This is a genomic window from Thiohalocapsa sp. ML1, from assembly GCF_001469165.1.
GTDB lineage: Bacteria > Pseudomonadota > Gammaproteobacteria > Chromatiales > Chromatiaceae > Thiohalocapsa.
This window is the reverse complement of the sequence record NZ_JABX01000005.1, coordinates 1-20,743: the sequence shown is the minus strand read 5'-3', so window position 1 is coordinate 20,743 and position 20,743 is coordinate 1. Positions and strand designations below refer to the sequence as shown.

Here is a 20,743-nt window from a genome sequence, read left to right as displayed (position 1 = left end):
CTCCGGCAGGGCCAGACGAAAGCCCCACCAAGCAATAGCCGCCTCGAAACCATGACGATATTGACCCTTGGCTTGAACCACAAGACGGCGCCCGTGGAGACCCGCGAGCGCCTGACCTTCGGGCCCGACGTCATCGTCGGCGCGCTGCGCAGCCTGACCGAGCACACGCCGGTCGACGAAGCGCTGATCCTGTCCACCTGCAACCGCATGGAGGTGTACTGCGCGCTGGACGGCGGAAACTGCGAGTCCACGCTGCGCGAATGGCTCGGCAACTTCCACGGCCTGGAGCCGCAGCTCTTCGCCCAACACCTATACTGTCACCAGGATCGCGACGCCGTGCGCCACCTGTTGCGGGTCGCGAGCGGACTCGACTCCATGGTCCTCGGCGAGCCGCAGATCCTAGGGCAGGTGAAGTCCGCCTTTCAGACCGCCAACGCGGCCAACGCCGCCCGGCGCATGCTCGGCAAGCTGTTCCAGCACACCTTCTCCGTGGCCAAACAGGTGCGCACGGACACCGCCATCGGCTCCAGTCCCGTGTCCGTGGCCTTTGCCGCGGTGAGCCTGGCGCGACAGATCTTCAGCGACCTCAGCAAGCAGACCGCGCTCCTGATCGGCGCCGGCGAAACCATCGAGCTCGCCGCCCGCCACCTGCACCAGCACGGCATCGGGCGGATCATCGTCGCCAATCGCACCGTGGAGCGCGCGCACAACGTCGCACAGCAGTTCGGCGGCTATGCTATCGCGCTGACGGAGCTCGCCAACCACCTGCCGGAGGCGGACATCGTCGTCTCCTCCACGGCAAGCCCTCTGCCCGTGCTCGGCAAGGGCACCGTCGAGCGCGCGCTCAAAAAGCGCCGCTACCGGCCCATGTTCATGGTGGACATCGCCGTGCCGCGCGACATCGAGCCCGAGGTCGGCGAGCTGCGCGACGTGTACCTTTACACCGTGGACGATTTGCAAGGCGTCGTCGAGCAGGGCCTGCGCTCGCGCCAGCAGGCCGCCGAGCAGGCGATGGAGATCATCGAGCTACACACCGAGGAGTTCATGGCCTGGGTGCGCTCGCTCGACGCCGTCTCGCTGATCCAGGACTACCGCTCCCGCGCCGAGTACACGCGCGACGCGCTCGTGGAGCGTGCCCAGCGCCAGCTCGCCGCCGGCAAGCCGCCGGAAGAGGTCGTCTGCCAGCTCGCTCACCTGCTGACCAACAAGCTCCTGCACAACCCGAGCGTGCGACTGCGCCGCGCCGGCCGTGAGGGCCGCAACGAGCTGCTGAATGCGGCCAACGAGCTGTTCCAGCTCAAAGTGGAGAGCGGCAGTGGCCAATCCTAAGCCCCGTAATCGATGAATCCATCCCTACGGGGCAAGCTCGACCAGCTCGCCGAACGCCACGCCGAGGTCACGGCCCTGCTCGCGGACCCCGCGATCCAGCACGATCAGACCCGCTTCCGCGACCTGAGCCGCGAATACGCCCAGTTGGAGCCCCTGGTGGCCCGGCTCGGCGAATTCAGCGCGGCCGAGGCGGCCATCGACGCCGCCCGCGAGCTCTTGTCGGACGCCGAGATGAAGGATCTCGCCGCCGACGAGATCGCCGCCGCCGAGGCGCGCCGCGCGGCCCTTGAGCCCGAGCTCATGCGTCTACTGGTGCCCGCGGACCCGAACGACAACCGCAACATCTTCCTCGAGGTCCGCGCCGGCACCGGCGGCGCCGAGGCGGCACTGTTCGCGGCAGACCTGCTGCGCATGTACCTGCGCTACGCGGAGCTCCGCGGCTGGCGGCACGAGGTCATGAGCGCGAGCGACGGCGAGCTCGGCGGCTACAAGGAGGTCGTCGTCCGCATCGCGGGCACCGATGTGTACGCGAGCCTCAAGTTCGAGTCCGGCGCGCACCGTGTGCAACGGGTGCCGGAGACCGAATCCCAGGGCCGCGTGCACACCTCCGCCTGCACCGTTGCAATCCTGCCGGAGGCGGAAGCCGTGGACGACATCCAGATCGACGCCAGCGATCTGCGCGTGGATACCTATCGCTCCTCCGGGGCCGGCGGGCAGCACGTGAACAAGACCGATTCCGCCGTGCGCCTCACGCACCTGCCGAGCGGCGTCGTCGTCGAGTGTCAGGAAGAACGCTCGCAGCACAAGAATCGCGCCAAGGCCATGGCCCTGCTGCAGGCCAGGCTGCTGTCCAGCGCCGTCGCCGCGCAGGTGGCGCAGCAGAGCGAGGCACGGCGGCTGCAGGTGGGCAGCGGCGACCGCTCCGAGCGCATCCGCACCTACAACTTCCCGCAGAACCGGGTCACGGACCATCGCATCAACCTGACGCTGTACAAGCTCGACGAGGTCATGCTGGGCCAGCTCGACCAGATCATCGAGCCGCTGCGCCAGGAGGATCAGGCGGACGCGCTGGCGGCGATGACGGCGACCTGAGCCAGGTCCCGGCGGATCACCCCGGTGCCCAAGGCAACCGCCGATAGCCTCGGCGAGGCGGTGCGAGCCGCCGGGCGGCGACTTGCGGACGCGGGCGGTGCCGACGCACGGCTGGAGGCGGAGCTGCTGCTCTGTGCCGCCGCGGACCTCCGCCGCACGACGCTGTTCGCGTGGCCGGAGCGCGCGCTGCGGCCGGAGCAGGCGGCAGCGTTCGAGCGCCTGCTGCAACGCCGCCTGGCGGGCGAGCCCATGGCCTACATCCTCGGCCAACGCGAGTTCCACGGCCTGACGCTCACCACCGCGCCGGGGGCGTTGATTCCGCGCCCGGAGACCGAGCTGCTGGTGGACTGGGCGCTCGCAGCGCTCCCGGCGGACACGCCGCTGCGCTGCCTGGACCTGGGCACCGGCACCGGCGCCATCGCCCTGGCCCTGGCGCTGGCACGCCCGGCTTGGACGCTGCTCGCCGTGGAGCGAGAGCCGGCCGCCCTTGCCCTTGCCGCGCAGAACCGCGCCCGCCTCGCGCCTGGTAACCTGAGCCTGATCCGGGGCGACTGGCTCGCCGCCCTCGCAGCGCAGAGTCTGGACCTCGTCGTCAGTAACCCGCCCTACATCGCGGCCCGCGACCCGCATCTGGCCCGCGGTGACCTGCGCTTCGAGCCCCAGCAGGCGCTGGCCGCCGGTCTGGATGGGCTCGACGCCATTCGGCAGATCGCGGCACAGGCGGCCACGGCGCTCCGCCCGGGCGGCCTGCTGCTGCTGGAGCACGGCTGGCAGCAGGGAGCCGAGGTGCGCGCGCTGCTGCAACGCGGTGGCTGGGGTACAGTCGTCACCCGCCGCGACCTCGCCGGGTGGGAGCGCGCGACGGGCGCCCGTCGCTCCGCCAGCCGCGATTGACAGCCACGCCCACGGCATTAGCATACGATACCCATGGACATACCCGAGTCAGACCGCATCAAGCATCGGCAGATCAACTTTCGTGATCTGCACCCGGAGCGCAACGACGCCCGCACCGCCGCGGATTTCCTGCTCCAGGTGGCAGGCGTGCTCGCGGCCGAGCCCGAAACGCCCATCCTACTGAACCTGAGCTACGACCTGGCCCACACCTGCCTGCAAGAAATTGAGCAGGCGCTCGACGAGCTCGGCCTGCACCGCGACAACGGCCTGCTCTACCGCATGCGCCGCGCGCTCTACTACTACACCGAAGACACCTTCCGCGAGAACTCCGGCTGCAAGCGCGGCGGGAGCAACTGCACCAAGCGCGTCTTCGCCAAGCGCTACGAGGCGCTGGAGCATGGCTGCCGTGACCAGCGGCCGGAGCATTGGCGAAGGTACCTTTGAGGAAGGGGCTAGGGCCGAGGGCCGAGGGAGGAAGGAAGAGTGCTGCGGCGGGGGCGGGGGCCGAGGAAGGAGCGAAGAAAATGGGGCTAGGGGCTAGGGGCCAGGGGCTGGGCACGGACGCCGCGACGGCTCGGCATGACCTGACGGACTCCGAGCGGGAACGGTACTCGCGGCATTTGCTGTTGCCGGGGTTCGGGGAGGCGGGGCAACGGCGGTTGCTGGATGCGCGGGTGCTGATTGTCGGCCTGGGCGGGCTTGGCTCGCCGGTGGCAATGTACCTGGCGGCGGCGGGCGTCGGGGAGCTGCTGCTGGCGGACTTCGATGCCGTGGACCTATCCAATCTCCAGCGGCAGATCCTGCACACGTACGACCGGGTCGGGCGGAGCAAGGTCGACTCGGCCATGGACACGCTGCGGGCGCTGAACCCGGGGCCATCGCTGGTCCCCGTCAAAGGCGCGCTCAACGCCGAGCGGCTCGCAGCGCTCGCCGGCCGCGTGGACCTGATCTGCGATTGCAGCGACAACTTCGCGACCCGCGATGCCGTCAACGCGGCCTGTGTCGCGGCGGGCATCCCGCTGGTATCGGGCGCCGCGATTCGCACCGAGGGGCAGCTCGCCTGCTTTTCAGGCCGGCCGGGCGAGCCGTGCTACCGCTGCCTGTATCCCGACATCGGCGTCGGCGGCGAGACCTGCGCCCGCGAGGGCGTGCTCGCCCCGCTGGTGGGCATCATCGGCAGCATGCAGGCCGCGGAGGCCATCAAGATCCTCGCCGGCGTCGGCGAGCCCTTGTTCGGCCGGCTCCTGCTGCTCGATGCCCTGACCATGGACTGGCGAAGCCTCACAGTCCCTGCCGATCCGGGCTGCGCAGTCTGTGGACGGCCGGCTGAGGAATTGTTCAAAAACAACTGATCCCGCCCGACGATCGAGCTCAGCCATCCCTGCGTCGGGATCGGGATCGGGATCGGGATCGAAATCGCAATTCTGCCCTCAACCGCATCAGGCTAGCGACGTCGGAGCGCGAAGCACTAGCGTCGTGCGATGTCGCTCACCGCGGATCGCGATTTCGATAGCGATTTCGATAGCGATTTCGATAGCGATTTCGATTAGCGCTCTCGCACCTCCACCATCACCTCATTCCGTCGCATGAACCACAGCGAGAACGGGGAGTTGTAGCGGGCGTAGACCGGCGTGCCGACGGGCTCGTAGCCGCGCTCGCGCACGGCCGAAAGCAGTTTCTGCTCCTCGTCGCGGTATTTGTCTCTTGTCCAGCGGCCGGAGTAGCGGCGCACCGCCATCAGCCGCTCCGGCTCCTGGCGCAACTCGATGCGCGCGTCGATGGGCTCCGGCAGCGTCTCCAGCGTAAAGCGCTCTGGCATCACGAAGCTCACGACATAGCGATCCGCCCCGGTGGCCGTGCCCGCGGTCCGCGTGGCCGGTTGCTGCGTCACCGGGGCCGTCATCTCGATCTTCTGGCCCTTGCGAGCCGCACCGTCGCCGTCGGCCGGCTGCTGGGTCACCGGCGCGGTCATCTCGATCTTCTTCTCACCCCGGTTCTTGCCGAAGATGTAGTCCGCGAGGATGCCGAAGGCGCGGTTGCCGGCGGTATCGAAGCCGGCATCGACGACGGTCTCGGCGACGAGGTACGGCGCATACCGCCGCAGCTCGAATTCCGGATAGGTCTCGACAATGCGGTGGCTGGGTTCTTCGGTGGCCATGAGGATCGTGGGTACGGCACCCGCGAGGAGCAGCAAGGCCAGCAGGGCAAGGGCTCGCGGGTACATGTTGGTCGGTCGAAACTGAAAGATGCTCAACGAAAGATGCTCAACGAAAGATGCTCAAAGCCCGAAGTTTCGGGTCAGCGCCCGCGAAGGCAAGTGCCTGCCGATCGGGCGCTGCACGGCATGGGCGAGAACCGACATCGGCTCGGGGGCCGCTCGCTGATAGTATTCGGTCGCTCAGCAGCCAGAGTGATCGTATGCTGAGCCTGTCAGCTTGACCCACTCAACCAGTACCACCGCGTGTGGAGGCGAATCCGATGGCAATCAAGCTCACCTATCATTTTCGCATCCCGGTCGGCACCGTGGATCAGGAGGCGGTGCTGAGCCACCTCAAGGATGTACTGAATTCCTTTGCCGCCAAGCAGGACTGCACCAAGTTCTATATCGGCATCACCAACCATCTGGCGCGGCGCCTCAAGGAGCACCAGAAAACGCGGCCGGAATTCACGTTGATGTGTGCGATCTACAAGGAGGAGCAATCGCACCTCGGCGATCGGTTCCACAACCTCGAATCGGCGGCAATCGCGCGCTTTCGGGGCGGCGTTCTGAACAAGTCCACGGGCCGCCTCCTCAGGTGCGACAACACACCGGGCGGCCAGCAGCCACACAACTGGCTGTACCTGCTCGTCGACAAGCGCGATGTCGCCGGCATTCCCCGGCACAGCGATGATCCGGCACTGTGGGGCGATGAGCTGGACGCCTGATGCTCGGCTCGGCCCTGACGTGCGGAGGGCGCAACGCGACAGACGAAGGTCTACCCCTTGGCTCTTGCCGGATCGGCAGGTGGCGTCGACGAGCATTCGGCGCCCTGTTCCGAGCTCGTGTCACCGCTCCTGCGGTGTCACGGCCTCTTGGCGCTCTGCGCCGCTCCACCGAGGCAACTTTTGGTGTCCGCCTCAAGCTCGGTGGGCGCAGAGCGCCGAAGACCGCGTGACACCGCGGGAGCGGTGTCACGAGAGGTGTTGACGCCGCGGGCGGTGTGAGGGGCACGCTATCGAGGGTACGGTAGGAGCGAATCGGGAAATCGCCTTATCGCCCAGAGTGATCACTTTGCAGCGCTGGAAACCTCTGGACACTCGAGCGCTTTTCTGATCCGATCGCTCCGACGGGTCTTCTGCGGATCGTTGAGATCGAGGTGCGGGAGACTGCCGGGGATGCCCTGGGAACAACAAAAAGAGTATCTCAGGAAGCACAGCGGCATCTTTCGGAGTTTCGTTGAGCAACGGCCGAACAACGGCGCCACCCCAGACCACGGGCTGGCTGGTCGGCGCTCCCGCGCCGACCAGCCAGCCCTTGGCGGGATGCGCTGAACGCTAAGGCGTCCTGGAACGCTGCTCTTCGCGAACACGAAACCGGAGGAGATTCATGGGGAAAATATACACGTCGGAGACAATTGCCGTCCGCGCCAGGGAGCGAAAACTGGTCCCTGGAGACCGTCTCTGGGTCGCCGGCGACAAAGTGTCGGGCGACGCCTATCGCGCCGGCAATTCACCCGCCAACTCAGCAATCTATCTCAGATGGCGCGATGTCGGCGCCGCCAAACAGGGAAAGATTGAAGGCGAGGACTTGCAAAAGGCGATCGTGAATCCAGGCCAAGGATTATCATTGTTCATCGAAAAAGTGGTTCAATCAGACTTCCATCTCCTCGCCAGCCAAAGCGAACAATGTGGAAAAGCGGCGCTCAGAAAATTAGCCGAAGAAAAGGGCTATCAGGACGCCCACCAAATGCACTGGTTCAAGATGGACGAGGGCCCGATCATGCCGGCCGGATTAGAGGTTGTATTTGACAATGATCCGCCTGGTCATTGCACTCTGACAGTTACGCGAAGCATGACCGTGCATGAGTTTTTGGACCTAGTGGGTAATCATCTTGGTTTTTCCTATGTCGGCACAGATATTTTCGGACAGCACTAGGAGTCTCAACATGTATTCGCTCGAGCTGAATCAAAAGCAGCTTACCTATATTATCCTTGCCCTTGACGCGTACGTGAACACGCTTGAGCAAGACGAAGACGACCCTGGCCCAAGCATGGCGGACGCGCTGTATGTCTCTAATCTTGCAAAAATTCTTCGGCAGAAGCACGAAGAAGGCACAGAGAACGACGCCTGATACGCACATCACGCCGACCCCATACTTGCGGAGCAATGACCGCCGCTTGTCGCGCCCTTCGCCCCGCTATGCGCCGGCCCCATGCCGGCCTTGGAGCCGCGTGTCGGATTCACCAACGTTTGCGGCAGACCGAAACCGATGAAGACCACGACTGTGCGGATTGACATGCGCGGATTGACATGCTGAAGGCTCCCGATCTCTGGTGGAGCCTGAGCCAGGAGCTCGGCTTGGACGAGGAGACGTTCTCCCGCTATTTCGAGTACGGGGACTATGGCGAGATCGAGATCGAGGTGGATGAGACCCTGAAAATCGTCGGGGGGCGATTCATTCCCTGCGGGAGCCGGCCGTAAGCGCAAGGCTCAGTCCGCCAGCTCCAGCCGCTTTTCGATGCGGTCCAGGCGGCGGTCGTGCAGGTCCAGCCGATGGCTGACTTGAGCCAGATCGCCGTGCAGCAGCGCGAGGTCTCGGCGCATGCCGGCAACGTGGTCCTCCAGCGAACCGACCCGTAGCGTCAGGTTGTCGACCTTGCCGCCGAGGTTGGACAGATCGCCACGAATGGCCCGCAGGTGCTCCGAGATCGGGTTTTCAACATTGTCGGTCATGGCGTTGGATACTCGCGGTCATTGCCGAATCCTTCCGCGACGAGGATAGCAGTTTTGTGCACGGTCGCGAGCGGTGCAGAGCGCACGCATCCGCGGCGAGCCTGACCGCAATCGGGCCGGCGGGCGGGCCGACTCGATACGCCGCTCGATGGACTCGCCAGAGGCTCCGGGCATTACCGCGCGCCGGATGCCGAGATTGACAGATCAGCGGAGCGGAGACCAACCCCTGGGAGGGAAGGGCCAAGGGCCGAGGGCCAAGGGAGCCTGCGTCGGCCTTTGGCCCTCGGCCCTCGATTCAACGCGACTCCGCCTCGCTAGAATGCAGCCCCCAGCAGCCCTGCCCGAAACATAAGGAGTCCGCCCAGCATGTTCATCATCAATCGTCCCATGGCGGCGATGGTCGCCGCCCTGCTGCTCACCGCCTGCGCGAGCCTGACCCGCGACTGGCTGCCGCCGGAGGTGCAGGTTACGTCCATTACGCCGGAGCGCATCGGCCTGGATCAGCAGACGCTGCGGGTCGGGCTCAACCTCAAGAACCCGAACGACCGCATGCTGCCGATTAAGGCCATGACGTACAAGCTGTCGCTGGAGGGCACGCAGGTGGCCCAGGGCGGCGGTGCGCTGGACAAGCAGATCCCGGCCTTCGGCGCAGCGCCGGTGGAGGTCACAGTGGTGGCCGACGCTGCCTCCATGCTCGGCCTGCTGCCGACGCTCGCGCTGAGGCGCGAGCCCGTCGGCTATCGCATTGCCGGCACCGTGACCGTGGCCGGCGTCGTGCCGATTCCGTATCGCTGGTCGGGGGAGCTGGACCCGCAGATGCTGCTGCGCTCGGCGGGCCGGGGGCTGCGCTGAGGACAGGGCTCGCAGTGCCGGCCTGCGGTCACTGCGCGACGGCCTCGAACGCGACCCCGGCCGCGTCCAAGGCCGTGCGCAGCGCCGCCATGGCGCCGTCGATGTCGCCGCGGCCGCGAAAGCCGAGCAGCACATGCCGGTCCGCGGGGTCATCGCCCATATGCGGCAGGCTGAAGAGCTTGAGCCCCGGCCAGCGGCCATCCAGCGTCCGCAGCAGCGGGATCAACCGGCTCTCCGGCGTGTGCCGCACCAGCAGGGCGGCCTCCTGCGGCGGCGTTCCGGGCGGGTAGTGCCGGTCCAGCACCCATTCCGCCATCGGCCAAGCCATGTTCGGAAAGCCCGGCAGGAACCAGTGCTCGCGAAGCACGAAGCCTGGGATCCCGCTCACGGGGTTCGGGATCAGGTCGGCGCCGGCCGGCAGGTCCGCCATCAGCACCCGGTGCGGATGGGCCTCGGCGCCGAAGCGGGCCTCGATGAGCGCGCGCGCCTTCGTGTGGCAGACCAGATCGACGCCGGCGGCCGCCGCCGCGGCAGCGCGGGTGTGGTCGTCCGGCGTCGCGCCGATGCCGCCGCAGCAAACAACGGGCAGCCCCATGGCCATCGACGCTTCGAGCTGGCGGATCAAGACCGCCGGCTCGTCCGGCAGTATCCAGCACCAGGCCAGCGCGTGGCCGCGTGCCGCGAGCAGGCCCTTGAAGGCGGGCAGGTGCTTGTCGGTGCGCTGCCCGTTCAGGATCTCGTCGCCGATGACGATCAGGCCGAAGCTGGTGGTGGTCACGTTGGGGTTTCCGGTGGTCAGTCGGGACGGCGCCGAATGTGTGCAGATGAGTCAAGTTTCACGCGGCGGTAGAAGGGCCGAGGGCCGAGGACGCCCTCCTCGGCCCTCGGCCCTCGGCCCTCGGCCCTTGGTTCACCTGCGGCGACGGCCGCTGCGCAATCAGGACGACTGCACGGGCGTGACCGCCGCGGCGATCTCGCGCAGGGCCGCATCGGTGCGCCGCTGGGTCTCGCGCAGCCGACCCAGCAGCGCTGCTGCCTCGGGCCGACCCAGCTCGAACGGCCGCAGCGCCCGCAGCCGATCGCAGATCGCGATGACGCCCACCGCCCCAAGCTCGACGGCACAGCCGCGCAGCGCGTGCAGCGCCGCATGCAGGCGCGGATAGTCCCGCTCCGCCAAGGCAGCGGCGGCCGATTCGATGCTGCGCTCGGCGTCCTCCGCAAAGCCCGCGGTCAGCTCCGCGAAAAAATCCGGGCTGGTGCCGAGCGCACGCACCGCGGCGAGCTTGTGCCGGTCGAGCAGGCCAGGCTCGGCGGTGGGCAGGGCCATGAGGCGCGGCACCGGCGCCAGTGCCGGACGCGGGGGGGCCGCGGCGGCGGCCCGGGCCGGTAGCCGGGCCATGATGTCGGCGATGGCTGCGATCAGCTTATCGGTGTCGAGCGGCTTCGTCAGCACCACATCGACGCCCGCCTCGCGCAGCTCCTCCAAGCTCTCGGTCGTGGCATCCGCGGTTAGTGCAATGGTCGCGATGCGGCTGCCGGGCGCCATGAAGCGATGCGCCCGAAATACCTCCAGACCGCTGCGGCCCGGCATGCGCTTATCAAGGATCATCAGATCAAACGGAGGGTCGGCACGGGCCAGGGCGTCCAGCGCGGCCTCGCCGTCGGGCACGGCCGTCACCTGGTGGCCGATGCGGCCGAGGAGCTCCACCAGCACCCGGCGGTTGGTCTCGTTGTCCTCGGCCACGAGCACGCGCAGCCGCCGCGCGCCGCCAACGCCTGCGGCACGCGCGTAGCGCTCCGCGAAGGGCACCGCGATGCCGCCGCCCGCGCCGCCCCCCACCGCATAATGCAGGGCGTTCAGCAGCGCACTCGCCGACACCGGCTTGGTCAATACCGCATCGTAGCCGGCCCGGTACCATTCCATCTGTGCCCCGCTGTGCTCCCCGCAGAGCAAGATGAGGCCAAGCTTGTCGAGCCGAGGCTCGGCGCGCAGCCCGCGGGCAAGCTCGCCCGCATCGATCTCACCGCCCGCGCCGTCCGGGCCGTTGGCGGTGCGGACCGTCGTGCCAAGCACGATCACGGCCGCGAACGACTCCGCGCCGTCGCTGGCGCGTTTGAGCATCGCGTACGCCAGGGTCAGGTCATGCGCGTAAGCGCCGCGCACGCCGCTGGCCGCAAGCTGGGCCGGCACGGCGCCTGCCGCTTGCGCCGGGCCGAGCAACAGCACACGCAGGCCGCGCAGCGACGCCGCCGCCGCGGAGGCCAGCGACGGCGTCAGCGGCAGCTCGAACCAGAAGGTGGAGCCACGCCGCGCGGCGCTCACCAAACCGATCTCCCCGCCCATGAGGTGCACCAGATCCCGCGCAATGGCGGTACCGAGCCCAGTGCCGCCGAAGCGCCGCTGCGTGGCGCTCGTCGCCTGGCGGAAGCTCTCGAAGATGTGCGCCTGATCCGCTGGCGGAATGCCGATGCCGGTGTCCGCCACCTCGACCCTGAGCCGACTCCCACGCTGCGGCGCGGCATCCGGCGGCGGCGCGGCGAGGGCGACGATGAGCCGCACCTCCCCGCGCTCGGTGAACTTGACCGCGTTGCCGAGCAGGTTCAGCAGCACCTGGCGCAGATGCAATGGATCCCCGCGCAGGGCAAAGGGCACGGCCGGCTCCACCTGCACAACAAACTCAAGCCCCTTGCGCTCCGCCTGCAACCGAAACACGTCCGCGAGCTCGTGCACCAGCCGGTGCAGGTCGAAGTCCACGTGCTCGGTCTCGATGCGGCCGGCCTCGATTTTCGCGAAGTCCAGCACGCTCTCGATGATGCCGAGCAGGCTCGCCGCGGAGCCTTGAATCGATTGCGCGAACCCCGCCTGCTGCGGGTTCAGCGGCGTCTCCAGCAACAGCTCGCTCATGCCGATGACGCCGTTGAGCGGCGTGCGCAGCTCGTGGCTCATGCGCGCAACGAATTGGCTCTTGGCGCGGTTCGCATCATCGCTGCGGCGCATCGCCGCCTGCAGCTTGTTCAGCAGCGCTGCCACGTAGCCCGGGATGAAGATCAGGATAAATAGGAAGCTCACCGCGAAGAACTTATGCGTGTGCCAGAACGGCGAGTAAATCGCCACGCCGATGAAGCCCGCGATGGCGAGACCGGCCGCGATCAGCAGGTAGCGCGCGCCGAAGCGGAAGCCGTTGCCGACGATGACCCAGAGATAGATGGCGAGCAGCGGCACGCCGGACTCGCCGGCGATGGCCATGGCCGCCGAGGTCGCGGACATGTCGAGGAGCGTGCCGAGCACGCGCCGAGGCGATGACGGGGCGGGACGCAATAGGTTGTGCAGAAACAGCAGCACCGCACCGCTCAGAAAGACCGCCACGATCCAGAGCAGCGGCTCGGCGAGCGGCGGTGCGCCGGGCGCATCGTCTTGCAAGGTCAGGAGATAGGTGCAGACGACGGCGCCGATGCCGAGTCGCATTAGCGCCTGCTCAAGCTCGCTGTCCTCGCGCTTGCCGAGCCGCCGACGCAGCGACGCCCGGCGACTCCCGACCGGACTGCGATGCCGCGTCTTGCCCATGGTTGACGGCTTGCGATCCTTAGGTCGGCGCGCGCCCACGCGCCGCCGCAAGCGGCGCCGGGCAATCCAAGCTGCTCCGCACCCGCGCATCGGCCGGCCCGGCAGCGAGCCCGGGCGGATAGCCCGGGCCGTCCGGGCGGTCGTCGTCGTAGCCGCGCCCGCGCTCGGCGCCGAACCCCGGGTCAGGCAACGCGCTCTCCCGCAGGGAGTCGTGACGGATCAGTGTGTGTTGGCGCATGTGTTCCCATTCCTCAAATGTCGGCCCCGGTTGCAGCAGGATGAACCGAAACTCGCACCTCATCGGCTCCACGCCGGCATCGGCTGCTGTGACCATTTGCGAGCAGCGCGCACCGATGTTGTGCAGGCCCGCCGGCTCGTGCGCCGCAGGGGGTGTCAGCGCCGACCCGCCTGCCGGGCGAAATCATCCGCTCCCGCCTTCGATATGCGCCGTTGCGAACGACTTCAATGACATCCGGAGGTCCCGATGGAGACAGGGATCACTCTTTCGGCACGAATACTGCTTTGGGTCAATGCGAGACTGGGGAAAACCCTAACCCGCGCCCCGCCTGGCACACGGCCGCGGGCTGCGAACCGAGGGAACCCCCCAGACCCGACTGCGCAGACCCTTGCGAGCCCCATTAACACAAAGAACACCACGAGGACAACCCAAGATGAGCGCCGTCCCGCTCGACGTCGTCGACCAGATCGCGAGCCAGCACCCAAGCCAGCCGCCCGTCGCACCGCATGTGCACATCAGCCTCAACGTCCGTGGGCTGTCCCAATCCTCGACGCTGGCCATCAACGAGCACAGCGCTCGGCTGGAACGAGCGGGACGTAAGGTCTTTCGCATGGGGCTCGGCCAGTCGCCGTTCCCCGTGCCGGCGAGCGTGGTCGAGGCGCTCAAGGCCAATGCCGCACGCAAGGACTACCTACCGGTGCGCGGACTCGAGCCGCTGCGCGAGGCGGTGGCGGCCTATCACCGGCGCACCCAGGGCGTCGCGCGCACCGCCGACGACGTGCTGATCGGCCCGGGCTCCAAGGAGCTGTTGTTCATTCTGCAACTGTGCTTCTACGGTGACCTGCTGGTGCCGTCGCCGAGCTGGGTGTCCTACGCGCCGCAGGCGGCCATCGCCGGACGCCAGCAGCGCTGGATCGATACCCGGCGCGAGGACGGCTGGCGCCTGACGCCCGAGGGGCTCGATGCCGCCTGCTGCCATGATCCGGACCGCCCGCGCATCCTGATCCTGAACTATCCGTCCAATCCGCTTGGCGTCACCTACAGCGAGGCCGAGCTGCGTGCCCTGGCCCGGGTCGCACGCCGCTACGGTCTCGTCGTGCTGTCCGACGAGATCTACGGCGAGCTGCACCACCAGGGGGCACACGCGTCCATCGCGCGCTGGTACCCGGAAGGCACCATCATCTCCGGGGGGTTGAGCAAGTGGGCCGGCGCCGGCGGTTGGCGCCTCGGCACCTTCTGCTTCCCGCCGCAACTGCGCGGCGTGCTGGACGCCATGGCCGTGGTCGCGAGCGAGAGCTACACCAGCGTCAGCAACCCCATCCAGCACGCCGCCATCACCGCGTTCGACGGCGGCCCCGAGATCCAGCGCTATCTCGACCGCTCGCGCCGCGTGCTCCGGCAGGTGGGCCCCGCCATCGCCGCGCGGCTGCGCGCCGCCGGCTGCCACCTCGACGAGCCGGAGGGCGGCTTCTACCTGTTCCCGGACCTCGGCGACCTGCGCGAGCGCCTCGCCGCCCGCGGCATCCACGATGCACGCCTGCTGTGCGAGCGGCTGCTCACCGACACCGGCGTCGCCATGCTGCCGGGCAGCGACTTCGGCCGCTCGCCGGCGGAGCTGTCGCTGCGGCTCGCCTACGTCAACTTCGACGGTGCCGCGGCGCTTGAGGGCGCCGCCGCACTGAACGACGCCGCCGTCGCCGATGCCGGCTTCCTCGCTGAATACTGCGCGGACTGCATGGCCGGGATCGAGCGCATGGCGCAGTGGCTCGAGGCGCTTTAGGGAGCATCAGCGGCTTTGCCCCGGCGCCGCTTTGGCTTAGCCTGCGCCCTTGCCGGCCGCAGGAGATCGACCTTGCCGTCTGACCGTCACCGCCCCGCCCCGCCGACGCTCCGGCAGGGCACAACCCGTGCCCTGCTCCTCGCCACGGCGCTTGCGCTGTCCATGCCCGTCGGCGCCGCCACCGAGCGCCTCGACGACGGCGCCTGGTCCGCCGCCATCCCCGACGACCCGGCCGAGCCCTGCGAGCTCACCACCGGTGGCTTTGACCACGCGGCGGGCGAGCAGGACCCGCTGCTCCTGATCGGCATCGAGCGCAGCGACCCCGCCGCCCCGCTGCGCGTCACCGTCCAGGCACCGACGGACCTGACGCCGCCCGAGCTGCTTGAGGCCCGCGCGACGCTCGGGCTGAACGGCCCGGGCGGGCGCACCGTGCCGCTCTTCCCCACCGCCATCATCGACGCCGAGCGCGCGCGGCTGGTGGCCTTCCGCCCGCAGCTCAGCGGCGGCGAGCAGGCGGGGCTGCGCGCGCTCATCGATGGGCTGCGCCAAGCGGAGCGCGCCGAGGTCAAGCTGAACGGCCGCGCGCTGGAGCCGGCCTTCGCCCTGCGCGGGCTCGATGCGTTGTGGCAGCGCGTTGCAGCGCGCTGCGGCGTGGGCGGCGGCTGAGCGGGCGCTCGGCCGTCGGCGAGACGCCGACGCTCCCAGTCGCGCGCGCCCCAAGCTCGCGCCCTGAGCCGCTTGCGGCCTATGCTCACCTGACCACGCAACCAAGCCACCCCCGGACATGCCCGCCGCCCGCCTGGAAGCGCGTTTCAAGCAGGACACCCTGTACGTCTTCACCGCGCAGGAGACGCAGCTCATCCGCGCCTGGCCGGACCTGACGGCGGTGCGCAAGCACGACCGGGCGGCACAGTGGGCGGCGTTCGAGCCGGACTATCCACTAATCCGCCCCTATCGGCCCAGGCGCCCGGCGCAGCCGCGGGCGAAGACCGCGCCGGCCGGACAGCTCGAGCTTGAGCTCCTGCTGCCCGCCGATGCACCGCCCGCGCCCGTGCTCCGGCCGCCGCTCACGCCGGCACAACGCCGTCGGCGCGCCTTCGATGCCTTCCGCTTCGCCTGCCCGAAGCCCGTGGCACGGCGCGTCGAGCCCTTCCGCGGCGAGCACCTGACGCTGCTTCGGCTGCTGCGGGCACTCGGCGAGCGCGGCGATCTCTTCGACGGCAACCCGGCGCTCGGCTATTGCCTCGCGCTCGCGTTCCGGCCGTCGCTGGCGCGCCGCACGCCGGAGCGCGATCCGCGCCTGGACCGGCTCATCGCGCGGAAGCAGGCCGAGATCATGGCCCACCTCGGGCTGCCGGATAGCCGCCGCGCCGTGAAGGCCATGGCCAAGATCCGCCCCGCGTCCATGAGCCGGGAGCTGATGGGCGGCCTCAAGCGCCTGCTCGCGGACGAAGACGCGCTCGCGGTGATGGGCCACCTGCCGGCGCTTAACTTAGGCGTGCTGACGCTGCTCACCGACCCGCAACTGCGCGCGCTCGCCACACCGGTGCTATTCGAGGCCGTGCTCGCGGCGCCGCAGGAGACCTACTTCCCGTTCACGGCACGGCGGCTTGCGGACATCCAAGTCATGGCCGACGCGCTCGGCGTGGACATCTCCCGGCGGCGCTTTCGCGAGCGCCAGCGGCTCGACGCCCTGTTCCAGGACCTCGCCCGCGATTACACCCGCCTGGAGGACGGCCGGCTCGCGGGCGTGCGCTTCCCGCCGCCGCCCATCCCGGGCAGCGACGACATCGTGCCGCTGCGCGCCCCGCAGGCGCTGGTGGAGGAAGGTCGCAAGCAGCACAACTGCGTCGCCGGCTATGCCGAGCGCGTCGCCGGCGGCGACACCTACATCTACCGCGTGCTGCGCCCGCAGCGCGCGACGCTGTCTTTGGTGCGCTGGCCCGGCGGCGGCTGGCAGATCGGCGAGCTGCTCATGGCCGGCAACCATCCCGTCAGCGCCACCACCCGCCGCGCGGTGCAGGCGTGGCTGGAGTCCCATCGGCTCTGACCACGCGCCACCCGCGCCATGGTCCCTCGCCAAGGTCGGTCCCTCGCCAAGATCCCTCGCCATGCTCCATCGCCATCGCCAACGCCGAGCCCGCATCGGCGCGGTTTGATCGCCCAGGCCGACACTTGGGTATTGACGCACGGGCTCACTCGGCTAAGCTCACCAGACGCATCGCTGATGCCGTCATCAAGAGAATTAATTCCGACTGCCCAAGGAGCCCAGACCCATGCCGCAACTCGCCGCAAGCACCCGCTTCCACTCCATCCACGACCCGCTGCCCGTGGATGCGGACGGCTTCATCACCGACCCGCACCTGTGGTCCGAGACCTTCGCCTGCCTGGTCACCGCCATGGACGGCCGCGGCACGCTGGAGGAAGAGCACATGGCCATCATCTACTACCTGCGCGAGCACTTTCTGAGCTACGCCGCCATGCCGCCCGTGCAGCAGGTCTGCCACGAGCAAGGCATGCAGAAGGCCCGGGTCAAGGAGCTGTTCGGCACCTGCCGCGCCGCCTGGCGCACCGCCGGGCTGCCGAACCCCGGCACCGAGGCGCTGGCCTACATGAGCTGACGGCGCCTACTCGTCGAGTAGCGCCCGGTTCGATGTCGGCGAGGGGCCGTAGAAGCACCGCCCGGAGCGCACCGCCCATCCGGGCGGATGCGCCTGCGGCGGACGGTGAAGTCCGAGGACGTCTAAGTCGAGGTTTATGTCAGCCCGCCCGAGCGGCTGCTCGGGCTCTGGCTGAGTTAAGTACTTCGGCTTCTACAACGACGAGCGATCCCACAAAGGGCTGGGGTACTGCACGCCCGCAGCAGCACCGCTCCGGCGAGGGCGCCCAAATCGTGGGCCGCTTCGGCAGGCGAGCATCCCTACCCCCCCCGGTTCTGTTGCGCGTGACTCGGGAATGGCTTACCAACGCATCTGGATACCCGCAACAAGTCCATGTCCGGTTTGTTCGCTGCGATAGGTGAAGTCGTAGTCGATGAACACGGACAAGTTCTCGTTGGCCTCCATGGTGAGGCCGACGCCGAGCGCCAACGCATCCCGACCGACGTCTGACGCGTCGACAGAGAAGCGCTGACCGCTGAGCGTCGCTTCGGAGCTGGGTGCGATCGAGTCGCCGAAGTCGTGCAGCCAGTAAGCGCGCAGTTGCGGGACCAACTGACCAGCAGCGGTCTCGAAGGGCCGCTCGATCATTGCGCCCAGCCTGGTCTGGATGGCTTGATAGGTGTCGGCCTCGACCGACAACGCGCCGATGCCGCCCCGCTCGGCAAAACCGTCACGCCGCAGGATATCGCCACGCACGCCCAAGGTCGGCTCGATGAAGTAGCCGTTTTGATCGATGCGCATGCCGCCCTCGGCGTCGAGGAACAGGCTGTATCCATCGGTGCTCGACCTGAGCGCGCTTGGCTCGCGGAAGTTGATCCGGCGCTTTGTGTCGTAACTGTCCCAACCGTAACCGACCGCGAAGTTGGCGAACTTACCGCCGTCTTCCCAGAGGCCGTAGCCGACGAGCTGGACGCTGTCCGTGTTGCCCTCGCCCATGGCGTTGGCATCGACATCGTTTTCCACGTAACCGATGGCCGCACCGAGGCGCAACGACGGGTTGATCGGCATGTCGACTCCGCCCATCAGACCCCACAACGTCTGGTCGAAATCAGCAGCGTTCTTGTCGCCGTCGGCATCGAGCCAGCCACCTCGCGCCTGGAGCCAGAAATGCTGGTTCGGATCGACCTGTCCGCTGGCGGACGGCGCGAATCGACCCAAGCGAAGGTCGTTCAGGCGTCCAATGATGGTGTCGCGATTGAGCCGATGGGCCTCGAATCCCGCCGAGATCATATCCGCATGAATCTCACCACCGAGTTGGTGCAGTGCGAGGGCCAGTTCCTGCTCGTTCAGGATCGCCAAGGATCGGTACAGATCGTCCTTGCGCGCGTGGGGCGCGGGTCTGCCGGACTGGATTGCCCCGCCTGCTGCACTGGCATTGCCCTTTAAGGCCGTGTTCGGCAGATTCGCGTAGTCCGACGGGGTCAGCACCAAGCGGATCGCATTGGCGTCGTACAAGGCATCGAATCGCGTTCCGCCGGCCAGACCCGTTGGCTGCGCGAGCGCGGTAAAGGTGCCGTCAACGCCGCCAACGGCCTCAACAATGGCAAACGACTGGCCAATGCTCGGCGTGAAGTCGTTTGTTGGGGCTGCGGATGTCGGGGATGCGGAGATCCCGCGCAGTTGCGGCTGCAGTGTTCCGTTCGCCGTGAAGGTGTTGCCAACGCCCTGAACGATAACGCGCGAGTAGTTGCCGGCGCCGTTACCGGTGCCCGCGCCGTCGATCTCGATCAACAGTCTGCCGGTCGGGTCCATGCTCACCGGTGCTCCGAAGGTCAAGGTGCCGGGCGAGTTGCCCGGAGCCAATGTACCGGCGACGCGGGTCCGGCCGTTGATCCGACCGGTGCCGCGGAGCATACCGTCCAAGCCGACAAAGACCGGCGACTGCAAAGAGCCGTTGACGGTCAGTATGCCTCGTTGAATCTCCGTATTTCCGGTAAAGGTGTTGTTGCCGGAGAGCACCAAGTTGCCGAGGCCGATTTTGGTGAGTCCGCCGGTACCGAAAATGGTGCCGCTGAGCTCGCCATCGACCCCGGCCGTGTCGACCGTGCCGCCGACGTTGCCGACATCGACATCGGCGCCGACGGTCGTGGACTTATCGAAGGTAAGCTCCCCGCCTTCGACGCAGACTTCGGCCCCGGTGACCTCCGAGGCAGTATGGTCGCCGCAGCCGCCCGACGGTGGACCACCGAGAATGTCGATGATCAGATTATCGATGCGGAAGACGCCGCCGAAATCGGCCGGCACGTAGAACATCAGCGAGTCGAAGGACAATGAACCCAGGGCAAGCACGAGGCGCTCGACGGCGCTTGTGCTTGTGGTCACCTCCGTAGCGCCTTGAACCGAACCACCGAGCAGGGCCTCCATCCGTAGCGTCTCGCCGCTCGGGAGCGGGAACAAGAAGGCCGCATCGACCTCGACCGTCGCTGCGCTACCCCCTCCGCCCTGTGCGCCCGGCATCGCGGCATGCACGAAGGAGGTCGCGTTATACGCCGGCAGATCGATGCCGCCACTGCCCTCGAGACCGGCGACCAAGTACGGGTCGGTCGGTGTAGCAGAGTCGTCGACAAAGGTATCTTCGAACGAAGCCGGATCGCCGGCGCTGAAAGCGATGCCCTGGATGGTCGGGTCGGTGGTGAAAAGCGCGACCTCCGAGAAGTCGACCTTGAACACCACGGCGGCTTGCGCACCGGCGCAAACCAGTGCGATGGCAGACCCAAGAGCAGCAGATCGCGCAATGCTCCACTGCCGCTGGCGTGGTCGATCGTTCGTCATGATCAAGGCTCCGCTTGTCTGATTTAAAGGGGGCCTTGATCATAACTCCGTCCACCCCCCGGTCATGCGGCCAGCGGAGTCAGGTAGGGCACCTTTGGCGTCGGCGGTCGTCGTCGGCGCGGGCGCGGCGGCAGCGGCATGCGCGCGATGAGTTGCTCGAACAGCGGCGGCGGCGCGCGACCGAAGAAGCGCTCGGCGGCGGTGGTGCCGTCGGGGCGGCGGATGTGGAAGTTGTGCACGGCGGTGAGCGCGGCGAGCTTGCGATCGCTGAGGCGATGACGGCCGTGGTGATGGAGCGAGAGCTGGCCGTTGCGGCCCTCCACCGCGGAGCTGGAGCGCTGAAACAGGTCGGCGCAATCGCCGGCGACCTGCTCGATATAAGCGCGCGTGTCGGTGTCGAGCGCCTGGATCGGATGGTCCGGTTCGCGCAGGGGCCTGAGCAGCGCCGCGCTCAACGCGTGCAGGCGGGTGCGCGCCTCGGCGCGGGTGCTGCGCGCGGCGACGCGCTCGATGTAGAGCGCCGGGATCAGTTGCCCGAGGACGGCCGCCTCGATGTCCGGCGCCAAGTTCAGTGCCTCGATGCGCTGCTGCACGGTGGCGAAGAAGAAGGCGATCGTCGCCAACAGTA

Annotated in this window: 21 protein-coding genes; 14 read left to right on the top strand and 7 right to left on the bottom strand. The window is 68.1% G+C overall.

The window, feature by feature from the left end:
• The first annotated feature begins 51 nt into the window (after positions 1-51).
• The 5 genes from hemA (at position 52) to ML01_RS04290 (ending at position 4,667) form a co-directional block, all read left to right on the top strand.
• Positions 52-1,329, top strand: a complete 1,278-nt coding sequence (gene hemA / locus ML01_RS04310; RefSeq protein ID WP_058554175.1) for a glutamyl-tRNA reductase — start codon at positions 52-54, stop codon at positions 1,327-1,329.
• A 12-nt stretch (positions 1,330-1,341) separates the two neighbouring features.
• Positions 1,342-2,421, top strand: a complete 1,080-nt coding sequence (gene prfA / locus ML01_RS04305) for a peptide chain release factor 1 (protein WP_058554174.1) — start codon at positions 1,342-1,344, stop codon at positions 2,419-2,421.
• Positions 2,422-2,445: 24 nt separating this feature from the next.
• Positions 2,446-3,315 carry a peptide chain release factor N(5)-glutamine methyltransferase gene (prmC, locus tag ML01_RS04300; protein WP_254045135.1) on the top strand — a complete coding sequence of 290 codons (870 nt, stop codon included), beginning with the start codon at positions 2,446-2,448 and terminating at the stop codon, positions 3,313-3,315.
• A 33-nt stretch (positions 3,316-3,348) separates the two neighbouring features.
• Complete coding sequence (locus ML01_RS04295; protein WP_058554173.1) at positions 3,349-3,759, top strand: hypothetical protein; 411 nt, start codon at positions 3,349-3,351, stop codon at positions 3,757-3,759.
• 140 nt (positions 3,760-3,899) lie between these two features.
• On the top strand, positions 3,900-4,667 hold the full coding sequence (locus tag ML01_RS04290) for a molybdopterin-synthase adenylyltransferase MoeB (protein ID WP_082673965.1): 768 nt from the start codon (positions 3,900-3,902) through the stop codon (positions 4,665-4,667).
• A gap of 194 nt (positions 4,668-4,861) precedes the next feature.
• Here ML01_RS04290 and ML01_RS04285 read toward each other — a convergent pair whose 3' ends face one another.
• Entirely contained in the window at positions 4,862-5,539 is a 678-nt protein-coding gene (locus tag ML01_RS04285; RefSeq protein WP_254045134.1) for a heme-binding protein, read from the bottom strand.
• A gap of 254 nt (positions 5,540-5,793) precedes the next feature.
• Here ML01_RS04285 and ML01_RS04280 point away from each other — a divergent pair, with 254 nt between their 5' ends.
• From ML01_RS04280 to ML01_RS28355, 4 genes are all read left to right on the top strand, one after another.
• Positions 5,794-6,240 carry a hypothetical protein gene (locus tag ML01_RS04280; RefSeq protein WP_058554171.1) on the top strand — a complete coding sequence of 149 codons (447 nt, stop codon included), beginning with the start codon at positions 5,794-5,796 and terminating at the stop codon, positions 6,238-6,240.
• A gap of 661 nt (positions 6,241-6,901) precedes the next feature.
• A complete protein-coding gene (locus tag ML01_RS28360; protein ID WP_156427551.1) occupies positions 6,902-7,450 on the top strand; it encodes a hypothetical protein in 549 nt (182 codons plus the stop codon).
• Between the two features lie 10 nt (positions 7,451-7,460).
• On the top strand, positions 7,461-7,646 hold the full coding sequence (locus tag ML01_RS04275) for a hypothetical protein (protein ID WP_058554170.1): 186 nt from the start codon (positions 7,461-7,463) through the stop codon (positions 7,644-7,646).
• 179 nt (positions 7,647-7,825) lie between these two features.
• The gene (locus tag ML01_RS28355) at positions 7,826-7,996 is read left to right on the top strand and encodes a hypothetical protein (RefSeq protein ID WP_156427550.1); all 171 of its coding nucleotides are present in this window, start codon (positions 7,826-7,828) and stop codon (positions 7,994-7,996) included.
• Between the two features lie 9 nt (positions 7,997-8,005).
• Here the strand turns inward: ML01_RS28355 and ML01_RS04270 are convergent, their stop codons facing one another.
• Positions 8,006-8,248 (bottom strand): hypothetical protein, encoded by a 243-nt coding sequence (locus ML01_RS04270; protein ID WP_058554169.1) that lies wholly within the window; start codon positions 8,246-8,248, stop codon positions 8,006-8,008.
• Between the two features lie 366 nt (positions 8,249-8,614).
• Between ML01_RS04270 and ML01_RS04265 the strand changes: the two genes are divergently transcribed.
• A complete protein-coding gene (locus tag ML01_RS04265) occupies positions 8,615-9,100 on the top strand; it encodes an LEA type 2 family protein (RefSeq protein WP_058554168.1) in 486 nt (161 codons plus the stop codon).
• Between the two features lie 28 nt (positions 9,101-9,128).
• Here the strand turns inward: ML01_RS04265 and ML01_RS04260 are convergent, their stop codons facing one another.
• The 3 genes from ML01_RS04260 to ML01_RS04250 form a co-directional block, all read right to left on the bottom strand.
• Positions 9,129-9,878, bottom strand: coding sequence for a molybdopterin-binding protein (locus ML01_RS04260; protein WP_058554167.1), 750 nt, complete (start codon positions 9,876-9,878; stop codon positions 9,129-9,131).
• A gap of 159 nt (positions 9,879-10,037) precedes the next feature.
• Positions 10,038-12,665 (bottom strand): ATP-binding protein, encoded by a 2,628-nt coding sequence (locus ML01_RS04255; protein ID WP_058554166.1) that lies wholly within the window; start codon positions 12,663-12,665, stop codon positions 10,038-10,040.
• Between the two features lie 19 nt (positions 12,666-12,684).
• Positions 12,685-12,903: a hypothetical protein gene (locus tag ML01_RS04250; RefSeq protein WP_156427548.1), complete on the bottom strand. Its 219-nt coding sequence runs from the start codon at positions 12,901-12,903 to the stop codon at positions 12,685-12,687.
• Positions 12,904-13,336: 433 nt separating this feature from the next.
• Between ML01_RS04250 and ML01_RS04245 the strand changes: the two genes are divergently transcribed.
• The 4 genes from ML01_RS04245 to ML01_RS04230 all read left to right on the top strand — a co-directional run bounded on the left by ML01_RS04245 (position 13,337) and on the right by ML01_RS04230 (position 17,304).
• Positions 13,337-14,683 (top strand): pyridoxal phosphate-dependent aminotransferase, encoded by a 1,347-nt coding sequence (locus ML01_RS04245; RefSeq protein WP_082673946.1) that lies wholly within the window; start codon positions 13,337-13,339, stop codon positions 14,681-14,683.
• A 72-nt stretch (positions 14,684-14,755) separates the two neighbouring features.
• Positions 14,756-15,349, top strand: coding sequence for a hypothetical protein (locus tag ML01_RS04240; RefSeq protein WP_058554164.1), 594 nt, complete (start codon positions 14,756-14,758; stop codon positions 15,347-15,349).
• Positions 15,350-15,467: 118 nt separating this feature from the next.
• Entirely contained in the window at positions 15,468-16,733 is a 1,266-nt protein-coding gene (locus tag ML01_RS04235) for a PcfJ domain-containing protein (RefSeq protein ID WP_058554163.1), read from the top strand.
• Between the two features lie 226 nt (positions 16,734-16,959).
• Entirely contained in the window at positions 16,960-17,304 is a 345-nt protein-coding gene (locus ML01_RS04230) for a TusE/DsrC/DsvC family sulfur relay protein (RefSeq protein WP_058554162.1), read from the top strand.
• 339 nt (positions 17,305-17,643) lie between these two features.
• Here ML01_RS04230 and ML01_RS04225 read toward each other — a convergent pair whose 3' ends face one another.
• Both ML01_RS04225 and ML01_RS30080 read right to left on the bottom strand, forming a co-directional pair.
• The gene (locus ML01_RS04225) at positions 17,644-20,115 is read right to left on the bottom strand and encodes an autotransporter outer membrane beta-barrel domain-containing protein (protein ID WP_156427547.1); all 2,472 of its coding nucleotides are present in this window, start codon (positions 20,113-20,115) and stop codon (positions 17,644-17,646) included.
• Between the two features lie 62 nt (positions 20,116-20,177).
• On the bottom strand, positions 20,178-20,743 hold a 566-nt coding region (locus ML01_RS30080; RefSeq protein WP_254045133.1), incomplete at its 5' end, for a DUF6399 domain-containing protein.